Annotated in this window: 11 protein-coding genes and 1 pseudogene; 3 read left to right on the top strand and 9 right to left on the bottom strand. The window is 38.9% G+C overall.

Annotation, left to right across the window (positions count from 1 at the left end; translation table 11 throughout):
- Positions 1 to 192 precede the first annotated feature (192 nt).
- The gene (locus tag V8G47_RS20540; RefSeq protein WP_336201663.1) at positions 193 to 966 is read left to right on the top strand and encodes a nucleotidyltransferase domain-containing protein; all 774 of its coding nucleotides are present in this window, start codon (positions 193 to 195) and stop codon (positions 964 to 966) included.
- A 153-nt stretch (positions 967 to 1,119) separates the two neighbouring features.
- Here V8G47_RS20540 and V8G47_RS20535 read toward each other — a convergent pair whose 3' ends face one another.
- From V8G47_RS20535 to V8G47_RS20500, 8 genes are all read right to left on the bottom strand, one after another.
- Positions 1,120 to 1,839 carry a glycerophosphodiester phosphodiesterase gene (locus V8G47_RS20535; RefSeq protein WP_336201659.1) on the bottom strand — a complete coding sequence of 240 codons (720 nt, stop codon included), beginning with the start codon at positions 1,837 to 1,839 and terminating at the stop codon, positions 1,120 to 1,122.
- A 420-nt stretch (positions 1,840 to 2,259) separates the two neighbouring features.
- The gene (locus tag V8G47_RS20530; RefSeq protein WP_336201658.1) at positions 2,260 to 2,892 is read right to left on the bottom strand and encodes a type 1 glutamine amidotransferase family protein; all 633 of its coding nucleotides are present in this window, start codon (positions 2,890 to 2,892) and stop codon (positions 2,260 to 2,262) included.
- Positions 2,893 to 2,966: 74 nt separating this feature from the next.
- Positions 2,967 to 3,929, bottom strand: a complete 963-nt coding sequence (locus V8G47_RS20525; RefSeq protein WP_336201657.1) for a helix-turn-helix transcriptional regulator — start codon at positions 3,927 to 3,929, stop codon at positions 2,967 to 2,969.
- 52 nt (positions 3,930 to 3,981) lie between these two features.
- Entirely contained in the window at positions 3,982 to 4,164 is a 183-nt protein-coding gene (locus tag V8G47_RS20520) for a PspC domain-containing protein (protein ID WP_336201656.1), read from the bottom strand.
- Positions 4,165 to 4,312: 148 nt separating this feature from the next.
- Complete coding sequence (locus V8G47_RS20515; RefSeq protein WP_442970890.1) at positions 4,313 to 4,858, bottom strand: GNAT family N-acetyltransferase; 546 nt, start codon at positions 4,856 to 4,858, stop codon at positions 4,313 to 4,315.
- Positions 4,859 to 4,957: 99 nt separating this feature from the next.
- The gene (locus V8G47_RS20510; RefSeq protein ID WP_336201661.1) at positions 4,958 to 5,428 is read right to left on the bottom strand and encodes a DUF523 domain-containing protein; all 471 of its coding nucleotides are present in this window, start codon (positions 5,426 to 5,428) and stop codon (positions 4,958 to 4,960) included.
- Between the two features lie 104 nt (positions 5,429 to 5,532).
- On the bottom strand, positions 5,533 to 6,225 hold the full coding sequence (locus V8G47_RS20505; RefSeq protein WP_336201655.1) for an aspartate/glutamate racemase family protein: 693 nt from the start codon (positions 6,223 to 6,225) through the stop codon (positions 5,533 to 5,535).
- A gap of 287 nt (positions 6,226 to 6,512) precedes the next feature.
- Positions 6,513 to 7,079, bottom strand: coding sequence for a CBO0543 family protein (locus V8G47_RS20500; protein ID WP_336201654.1), 567 nt, complete (start codon positions 7,077 to 7,079; stop codon positions 6,513 to 6,515).
- Positions 7,080 to 7,509: 430 nt separating this feature from the next.
- On the opposite strand from V8G47_RS20500, the pseudogene V8G47_RS20495 reads away from it, so the two are divergent.
- Together V8G47_RS20495 and V8G47_RS20490 are read left to right on the top strand one after the other, a co-directional pair.
- A pseudogene (locus V8G47_RS20495) lies at positions 7,510 to 8,522 on the top strand (helix-turn-helix domain-containing protein).
- Positions 8,523 to 8,559: 37 nt separating this feature from the next.
- Positions 8,560 to 9,354: an SDR family NAD(P)-dependent oxidoreductase gene (locus tag V8G47_RS20490; RefSeq protein ID WP_336201653.1), complete on the top strand. Its 795-nt coding sequence runs from the start codon at positions 8,560 to 8,562 to the stop codon at positions 9,352 to 9,354.
- 340 nt (positions 9,355 to 9,694) lie between these two features.
- On the opposite strand, the gene V8G47_RS20485 is transcribed toward V8G47_RS20490, so the two are convergent.
- Positions 9,695 to 9,991, bottom strand: coding sequence for a GNAT family N-acetyltransferase (locus V8G47_RS20485; protein ID WP_442970889.1), 297 nt, complete (start codon positions 9,989 to 9,991; stop codon positions 9,695 to 9,697).
- Positions 9,992 to 10,295: the final 304 nt, after the last annotated feature.

Genomic DNA, 10,295 nt, shown 5'->3' with positions numbered 1-10,295 from the left:
ATCTAAGTCCCATGGGCAGGGACGTTCTACCCTGGCTACTGTTATAATAAGACCATATAAAAAAAGGTCAACCAGAAATATCTAGAATTCTGGTCAACCTTATAATACGAACGGGCAGGATAGTGAAAAAAGAAATAAAAGAAAAATTTATAAAATGACTTTTAACCAGGGGGAGATAAAATGAAACCAGATATGGTTTTGGAGAAGGTTATAAAGAAGATCAATATTCAGAGTGAGTACAAGGCTTTTGTAGAGGAGTATACAGCTGGCTTGCTTTCAGAGTTCAATGGGAGGATTCACAGTATTTATATGTGTGGCTCCATTCCTAAAGGTACTGCTAAGCCATTTGAGTCTGATGCAGATTTTACAATAGTATGCGAAAGACCAGAAGATATAGATTATGATAGAGTATCGTGTTTGAAGGATCAGATGTTACAAAAATATCGATTCGTAACGAAGATTGATACGGTTATTTGTTCACTGGATGATGTAAGTAGTAAGCCCAATGAGTGGGGATTTTGGATCAAGATCATCTGTGTTTGTATACATGGTACTGATATTGGTGAAGAAGTACCGCCTATTCTTATTTCACCTGAGTTCATATTAGACTTAAATTCAGACACTCAAGAGGCAGTGGATCGCGTTCGTGGTTTTCTATCTAATGCCACTGATGACACGCTGAAATCCAGATATACCAAAGGTTACTCAAAGAAATTAATTCGTTCATTATACTCTTTGGTTTTAGAAGATACAGGGGTTTGGCAAGATGACATTTCTAAGATGAAGAATGGCATATTAGATAATAGCACTATTGATTCAGCATTAGTTGACTATCTGTATGCGTGTTACATGGATAGTCATGTAGATGTGGAAGAATTTCTGGGGATTGCAGACGAAGTATATCGTTATATTGAGAAGGCTTTAACTGCATTGGCTGCTTCCAGAACTACTCCTTCAGAAATATAATTTTTCCCGTGCATACACACTAATATGTGCAAACAATTTATATTCCAAAACAAAGAGACTCGTCAATCGACGAATCTCTTTACTTTTTGGGGCTTCTAGTTTGAGTCTCATTATTTATTGTCCGAGCACCTCAAAACATTCCCCTTTAGGTCTCTATAGATAATCCAATAACAACCCCGGATAATCAGTCATAACAACCTCAACACCCGCTTTTTTCACTAATTGAAATTCTTCCATTGTATTGATGGTAAAAACACGCAACGGAATTCCCATCTCCATGACGATTCTCCCCGTTGGCGATTGAGCGAACACCGCCTCACAGTGGATGGCGTTGACCTGTAATGGCTTGATCCGGTCCAAAATATTTGCTGGAATCCCTTCAAAAAGAAAACCTGTCTCAATATCAGGGTCAAGCTCTCTGACTTTTTTTAAACTCTCAGGATTGAAAGAAGAAATAATCGTCTGTTCTTTCATCCCTTTTTCTTTGAGCAGCTCCAGGACCTTTTCTTCCAACTGTGGGTAGTCGATTTGATCGTTCTTCAGCTCGATATTAATGATGATCGAGTCACGATGCGTGGTCACCACATCCAGGACCTCCTCTAGTGAAGGAATGGACTCTCCTTTGAAGGAGGGGTGAAACCAATTTCCGGCGTCATAGGTTCTGAGCTGTTCCCATGTCAAATCCTTCACATAGCCGGTTCCATTCGTGGTGCGATCGATGGTTTCATCATGAATGACCACGATCTGGCCGTCTTTTGACAGCTGTACGTCCAGTTCAATCCCGTGGGCACCTGACTCAGCTGCTGCTTTAAAGGCAGACAGTGTATTCTCCGGAGCTTCTCCACTCACTCCGCGATGAGCAAATAATTTCATTCTCGTTTCCTCTTTTCTTCGCGAACTTTGACTAGAAAAATCCCTTGAAGCAGTTTGTAAAAGAATGCCTTGTGTTATTAATATACGTATTCTTAACAGGTTATAAAGAAAATAAGCGGAGGTTTTCCGCTTACGCACAGAAAAATCACCCCTGATTGCATTTCTTGGAGTTAATAGTCGGAATTATTCCGCCTATTTAAGCCTTTTTAAGTCCTAATGACAAATTAAGCGGAATATTTCCGTCTATTCAATGACGAATATGACGTTGCTTCTGATTATTGGTGGTTCGGTTACCTCATTCATTAAATTCCCAATTTTACGCAAATGAAACTTCCCAATAGGACTATCGTCAGGAAAGTCCAAAATAAAAAGCCCAACTTCTCTACAAATCAAATAGAGAAATGGAGCTTTTAAGCATCTTCATTTACTTATTGAATTCATTAACTGAAAGAAGTATTGGGGTTCATGAGTCTTATTCAGGTGATACCATGAATGCAATGTATCCGGCGCAAACAAATCCATTTTTCTCAGTACCTCCATGGCAAATTCCAGAGGAGCTATTCCTGATGCCGTAATTAAATTGCCATCAGCTACCGCTGGTCCCGACTCATAGAACGCTTCTCCTTTATAGTGAGGACATACCATTTTCGTATATTCCAAGTTATTACTTGTATGCTTTCTAGTATCTAAGTATCCCCTATTCGCAAGGCCCTCTACTGCACCACAAATGGCAGCCACCATCGTGCCACTCTTTAAAGCCTGGCCAGCTCTTTCAAGGATAGGTTTATGGATTTCTTCACTCCAAGTAGTCCCTCCTGGTAAGATTAAAAGATCTTCCCTCTCAAGAGTCCATTCATCAAGGGACATATCCGGTTTTATGCTCAGTCCCCCCATCGAGGTAATCACATCTGTAGTAGCTCCTACTGTCATGACTTTTACAGGTGCTGCATCTTTTTTAAAATATCTTCCTGAGTTCAGTTCAGCCATTAAATATCCATATTCCCAGTCGGACATTGTATTAAATACATAAAGATAAGCTTTTTGTATTTGCATTCAATTACACTCCCATCACCATTGATACAGCCATTATAATAAAACTTCCCTGACAGCTAGCGTCAGGGAAGTCATTAAACGTGATGAAATTCTATTAATTCCGACAGAACTTCAACAAGTCTTTTCTTAAGACTGATCGGCTCCATCACTTTAATCGATGTATTGTACGATAAAAGTAAATAAGGTACATAGGTATGTATGATCTCTTTTTCAAGAAGAAACATTGCTTGATTGGAGGTGCGTTCTTGTACATAATGTCCTAAAAACCAATGTTGGCAAATATCATCCAATGCACTTTTATCCCCACTAAGAACCAAAGACATAATCCCTTCCTTATCTTCTAACGTTGGAAGGAGGCTTTTTATAAAGTAGTCACGTGCTGAAAAATTCTCCGGCCGGTTAAACGTATTTTCAGTCAGTATGAGACGTTCCATTCGATCGACTCTAAAACTGCGGATATCACTTCGAAGATGACAATATCCAATCACATACCACTTGTTATTCCAATAAATCATTCTGTACGGATCGACCAATCTTTCACTTAATGGCTGTTCGCCATTTTTAAGATAAAGGATTTTCACTGAGTACCCATCCGCTACGGCCTGCTCCAAATCCTTCAAGAAAGGTTCGATAGAAGCTGAACGTAATCCACTTATGACTTCAAGACTCGTTACATGTTGGTTTACTTTTGTTTCCTGTTCTTGATTGGAGTGGTGACTTAGTTTAGAAATAGCCCGATCGAGAGCTTCCCCTCCATAATATCCTGCTTCCTCTGCAAAAACAGCCGCGTGATAAAGTGACGTTTGTTCCTCAACATCAAAGAAAAGAGGAGCCTCAACAAAATGGTTCAATAATGAGTAGCCACCGTTATGACCTGGTTCTGAAACGATCGGTACGCCACTTGTTGAAATGGTATCAATATAACGATACACCGTCCTTATATTCATCTCTAGTTTTTCTGAAATTTGCTGTGCCGTCACTTTTTCACCTGAACGAAGCATCCATAGAATGGCTAGCATATTGTCTATTTTGGGCATATGATTCTACCTCTATATCCCTCTATATTTTAAAAAAATTGGAAATTAGTAATTATAATGTTCGGGGACTGTCATGCATGGTATTAACAAGAATTAAATATATAAGAATATTAGCAGGTAATAAAAGAAATATTAACCTTACTCCCAAAGAAGAAATCCCGAAATATTCCGCTATGCCTCCACAAACACCGCTTATTGACTTATCTGTTCGGGATTTTGTTAACTTGTTATTCACTTCATCTCCCCTCCTTGGGACACCAAAGTATTTATATTTTTGACAGGAATTATTCCATTAACGTCCCCGATAACTTCAATAAAAAAACCGAAGATCTGCTGCATGATCTTCACTTAATACCCCTGTCAGTTAAATAAGGTTTGTTATATTACGATTTCCATTCGTGTTCCAAAACACTGTATAGTGATGAATCCCGCCAGCCATCTTTCATTAACAAATCTTCACGAATTCTACCTTCTTTGGTCATCCCAACTTTCTCCAACACTTTTGATGAACCTATGTTCCTTGGGTCACAAGTTGCAAATATACGATGAAGTTTACGTTCTCTAAATCCAAAATCAATTAATAGAGTGGCAACGTCTGTGGCTATCCCTTTTCCCCAATAATCTGGATTAACGATATAGCCAATTTCTCCAACTTTATTAGTAAAACTCCTTATATTTAACTCGCCAGCTCCAATCAACATTTCATCATAGATAATGGCAAAAACAAACCTTGTTCTTTGGTTTTGTCTAGAGTCTTTAATCGCTTGATTTACAAAATCCTGCGAGTCTTTTTCTGTATTAGGTCCCCAAGGCTGATATTGACAAACGATATCTTGTGATGCGTATGTATGTACACCCATCCAATCACTCGTAGTAAATTCCCTTAACCATAACCTTTCATTTGAGAGATTACTATTACTGTTTTGAATGATAATCCCCTCCACCTATCCTTTTTACCATCCCGACCGATAGCTTTTAACTTTAATAGGAAAGTGTCTCTATTCTTCTTAGATACAATGGTTTATTATTCAATAACCTGCCTCCTGAAGTAAACCACTAAGTCCTTCCTCTGAGACCACTCGTATTGCATTCCTTTTAAGTAAAGCAGTTGTGACGCCATTACCAAGTATTTTCTTGCCCTTAAACTCTCCGTTATAGATCATGGAACTTCCACAGGAAGGGCTAAACTCTTTGAGGACGACTGCGGTAGTATGGTACTCTTGGGCCATTCTTAGAGTACTATAGGCTCCCGTTATATATAAATCAGTAACATCTCTACCTGATTTATCTATTACCTTGGCATTGCCATCCAGGACATCATCTCCATCACCACAAATGATCTCAGCAGGTTCTCGTGGAGTGGAAAAACCACCAAGTAATTCAGGACAGACAGTTAATGCCTTTTTCTGATCGATCATTAACCTTATCTTATTGTTTAAACAATGTGTGCCATTATATCTTACCTCTAGTCCCGCTAAACAAGAACTTACCAATATCATATTCTTCACCTAAATCTAATTAACCTTCTTGCCTTTCTTATACTAAAAAATGAATAAGGACCAATTAACACATTTCCAATATTGCCCAGCTTCTTTAAGAATCCTCATTTTTTTAGAGCTGTATTTACTGCTTCAATTGCATGAATAACCGTAGTATCAAACAATGGAACTTCAGAATCCTCAGGTTTAACTAACAATCCGATTTCTGTACATCCCAAGATGACTCCTTCCGCTCCTCTATCCACTAATTTTTGAATCACACTCTTATAATAATCCTTAGATGATTGTTCCATTTTCCCTAAACACAACTCTTCAAAGATAACTTTATTGATGGTGTTTCTTTCTTCTTGATCCGGAACCAACACGTTAATCCCGTTAGATTGAATCCGAGATTTATAGAAATCTTGCTCCATTGTATATGCAGTCCCAAGTAAGCCAACAGTTTTCATATCGGCTCTTTGAATTTCATTTGCTGTTGCATCCGCAATATGTAATACCGGAATGTCGATCCGTGCCTCAATATAATCGATGACTTTATGCATCGTATTTGTACAAATGACGATGAATTCTGCACCTGCTTTTTCTAAAGAGGAGGCAACTTCTCCTAATGCTCTACCTGCACTTTCCCAATTACCTTCCGCTTGATAGCGTTCAATCTCCTCAAAGTCAACGCTGTATAATAGACACTTTGCCGAATGTAAACCTCCTAATCTTTCTTTTACTTCTTCGTTGATTACTTTGTAATACTTTACTGAGGATTCCCAACTCATTCCACCTATAAGTCCAATCGTTTTCATTGCTTTGTCCCCCCTGGTTTTCAAGTCCCTCTACTTAACTTTCAATACTATATCTTCTTTGGCATACTCCATATAAAATAATGTTGTCGTGTTTCAATTGTGATGGTTTCTTAATCTATCTTAAATATAAATCCCGAATCCACCTGCTTCTAAAATAACCCACGTTAACTTAATACCAATTATTCCAAAAATTTTTACTTCTTACAATGGTTTTACTCCGCCAAAAAAAGCGCGATGTAAATAATCGCGCCCGTTACTTGAACAAATCATAGGCTCTCTTCCATATCTCAAGAGCGACCTGATATTTTTTTAAAACTATCCATGTTGCTGAACCAATGCGCTACAAAGAAAAGGAATAGATAAATAAAAAAGTCATAAATGGTTGGCCATCCTTTTGGATTGTAAAAATCAATCATGGCAAAGAAATTCATACCTATAAAAGCTCCAATTGCAGCAAATATTGAACCCTTTAGTAGTGCATTCGTTCTCGGTTTAATTTGAAGTGCAAACATAATGGCAACAGGTGCTAATGAAAAATGATAAGGAAGAAATAACAGTGGAGCTATAGGTGAAAATTTCATGGGGTACGACCACAACCCATAAGACAAGGCAATAAGGTCAATTACTAATGATAAAATGATGGTTACAAACCCTCCAATAAGAAGTCTGCCTGTACTTTCCTTATTTCTAAATAGAAACCAAAGGATCCAAGGAATAATAAATAGTCCGATTCCAAACCACCATTGCCATGTAAACATAAAGGAATGGACTACTGCTTCCGTCATCAAATCATTTACTTCGATTATCTGTTCGGTAGCTCTATTCGCTTGTTGTATTCCTTCTCTCACTGTCATTCTTCAATCCTCCTCACATATCCCTCACATCTTAACCCCTGAATTATACATGTGTCTTAATGGTTATCTTTTGTCATTTATTTTCCTATTATTCGTTTAACCATTTTATAAGTGTTTTTAAGTTCTCTTTACTTTAGTGGGGAAAGAATATTCAACGTTTGGCCTGAAACAAGAAGAAAGAGCCTCAGTCCCAATGAAGGTCGAGGCTCTGAAATGATAATATTTTTGCAATAGAAGTACGGGCTCAGCTTCCCACTAACATTTGCTATTTATGCACTTCAACAAGAGGTATATGGCGCAAACAGTTAGTTGTATGTCGTCTTTTGCTAGTTACAAAACAACATTGGGTTGGTAATATGATAACTATCCTAATAACAAGGTAGACATAATAACTGTTCAAGCTATAGATAGCTAGGGGAGAGAATGATATATGACCGCTTATACTTCTATTAAATTCCCGGCAGGATTTTGGTCGGGATTGCGTCAACTAGGGATTGCCCCCATGAAGTGGTTCGAAGGGCTGGACTTCCACTCACTCTTATCAATGAACCAATGGTCACAACGGCCCAATATTTCTCCATTTGGGAGGCGTATTCCGATCTCATAGGGGACATTGCAAAAGGAATCATTAAGCTAACGACCGGATTCGAAACAGTTCATTTTCCACCAACTGTTTTAGCAGCTTATCACGCCCGTGACTACCTCGACGCACTTACACGCATGATTCGGTATAAACGATTGTGCCCCCCTGAAAGCTTACGTATCACAGAGGAAGACGATGAATGTACGATCGAACTGGGATGGTTGAATACAGAGCAACCGGGTCCGCCAATGTTAGTAGGGATTACGCTTGCGTTTCTTTTAGAGTTGGGACGAAGGGGAACGGGTCACCCGTTGACTGCGAAGTCCGTTGAATTTTCACCTTTAATGGGCGACGTTCAGTCGCTTGAAACCTACTTCAGGTGCCAGGTCCAAGTCGGTGGAAGTCGTAACAGATTGACGCTCCATAAAAAGGACCTTCGCCGCCCTTTTGTCTCTTATAACGCAGAATTGCTTGAAATCTTGACACCCGCATTGGACCAATCCATTGATAAGCAACAACCTGGCCACTCAATTATCGAGAGGGTCAAGTGGATTACGAAACGTAGCCTGCCGGGAGGACTTTACAGCATCCAGACTGTCGCAGCTGAGTTAGGAATGAGCAATCGAACCTTGCAGCGCCGTCTTCATGGTGAAGGGACGAGCTTTCAACAGCTGTTATCACAAGTCCGACAAGAACTGGCACGGGAGTACTTAACAGATCCTTCACTTGATATAGGCGAAGTGGCTTTCCTGATTGGTTATGAGGATCAAAACTCGTTCTATCGCGCTTTTCAGCTTTGGGAGGGAGATACGCCTTCCAATTGGCGTACTGTACATTTAGGTGTTAACTCTATAAACTGACCTTATTTTCAACTAAAACGAAAAGGAGAAATACATGATGGAAATGGGACTAACCAATAAAACAGCTTTAGTTACAGGTTCAACTAAAGGTATAGGCAAAGCTATTGCTATTGAACTTGCAAAGGAAGGGGTTAATGTCCTTATTAATGGCCGTCATTATGAAGAGGTAGAGAACATTGTAAATGAAATTAAATCAAATTTCCCTACAACCTCTCCTCAAAATGCTGCAGCCGATATTGTGGATAATGAACAACGAGAGAATTTATTCAAAAAGCATCCCGACATTGATATTTTAGTTAACAATATGGGTATCTATGAAATCATGCAATATGAGGACGTAGACGATGAAATATGGGAAAACTACTTCCGCACCAATGTTCTTGCTGCAAATGGTTTATCTAAATTTTATTTGCCAAAAATGTTGAACAATGAGTTTGGCAGGATTATCTTTATAGCAAGAGAAGAAGCCGTTATGCCTTCAGGACAAATGCCTCAGTATTGTATGACCAAATCAATGCTCTTATCATTGTCAAAAAGCTTATCTAAATTAACAGTTGGGAAAGATGTCACGGTTAACACGATCATGCCAGGACTAACCCTCTCTGAAAATGTTCATCAAATCATTGACGGTATGTACGATAGGAAAGACATGACTTTTTCAGAGAAAGAGAAGGAATTTATGACTTCAAACCTACCTCAATCTGAGATACAAAGATTTATCAGACCTACTGAAATAGGAAGACTTACTACATTCGTCTGTAGCCCTTATGCATCGGCATTTAAAGGGTCACCAATCCGTATGGACGGTGGGCTAATTCCGACTATCTTCTAAAGGAGTTGTCTTTGTTCTACAATTAGAAGAGAGATTAATTCAAACACTGGCTTTATTGCTTACATGGAATAGATAGTGCCAACTTCCTTAACAAGGCCCTAAAGTAGCCGTGATTGTGAAAGCGGTGGCTTCTTTGAGTAAATTTTCATTACATATTGAGAATGTAGGATTTGTATAAAGCATTTATTTCTCCTTTCATCTGCAATTTTTTTGGACAGAAGATGCCTTTTACCTTGCCGCTGCTTTGATTTCAACTAAACTGCCCAATAATGGAACAAGGGCAATAGCCGGATCAATTAGCTGATCTTCAGTTATTGCCCCCGTTCGTTCAAGAAGGGTATCAATGTTTCAACTCTTTCACCATGGTGTAATAACTACTGCCAGGGGGATAATCCTTAATCTCACCAACTACCTTATATTGGTGTATCTCGTAAAATTTCCGTGCTTGAAATTCAAACGTACTTAACAGTGCTTTCTTTGCACCTTTCTCTTTCGCCTTGGTTTCTACGACATCAAGTAAGTGCCCTCCGAGCCCTTTGCCCCTATAATTCTCTTTAAGCCAAAAGTCGTTAATTTCAACCCAGTCCCAATAGACTTCCGCAGAAATACCGCCGACCCACTGCTTTTTGCTATCCAAAACGATAATGTTTATTGGTTGAACAGAACCATCCTTACGTGTCTCACGGTGATGGATCGAATGTTTGTTATTGTATTACCTAATCTGTTGCTTAAGGAAAGTGGAAAATTCTATATTTTGTTCCAAAAAAACATCAATTGAATAGTTCATCTTCTTATCCCCTCTTTTCATGGCTAATTAAACTAACCTGCCCTTCGTATTATAAGGTTGACCAGAATTCTAGATATTTCTGGTTGACCTTTTTTTATATGGTCTTATTATAACAGTAGCCAGGGTAGAACGTCCCTGCCCATGGGACTTAGAT

This window comes from Rossellomorea sp. LJF3 (assembly GCF_037046045.1).
Classification (GTDB): Bacteria; Bacillota; Bacilli; order Bacillales; family Bacillaceae_B; genus Rossellomorea.
The sequence above is the reverse complement of the archived record's forward strand: the minus strand, read 5'-3'. Positions and strand labels throughout refer to the sequence as shown.